The 218-nt window shown below is 51.4% G+C and carries 1 tRNA gene and 1 rRNA gene; both read right to left on the bottom strand.

The annotated features are described in order from the left end of the window. Positions 1-7 precede the first annotated feature (7 nt). A tRNA-Ile gene (locus C173_RS27075) sits at positions 8-84 on the bottom strand. Positions 85-131: 47 nt separating this feature from the next. Next, positions 132-218: ribosomal RNA gene (gene rrf / locus C173_RS33100) — 5S ribosomal RNA — on the bottom strand; the annotation flags it as partial.

Genomic DNA, 218 nt, shown 5'->3' with positions numbered 1-218 from the left:
TGTTATATGGTGGGCCTTGGTGGACTCGAACCACCGACCTCACCCTTATCAGAGGTGCGCTCTAACCAACTGAGCTAAAAGCCCATATAACAAAACTTGCATTAGTGAAACAATCAATGAATTGATTGTTCGCTTGGCGGCGTCCTACTCTCCCAGGACCCTTCGGTCCAAGTACCATCGGCGCTGGAGGGCTTAACGGTCGTGTTCGGGATGGGTAC

Source organism: Paenibacillus sp. FSL R7-277 (assembly GCF_000517965.1).
In the GTDB taxonomy this organism is placed as follows: Bacteria; Bacillota; Bacilli; order Paenibacillales; family Paenibacillaceae; genus Paenibacillus_AQ; species Paenibacillus_AQ silagei.
This window is presented reverse-complemented; position numbering and strand designations above follow the sequence as displayed.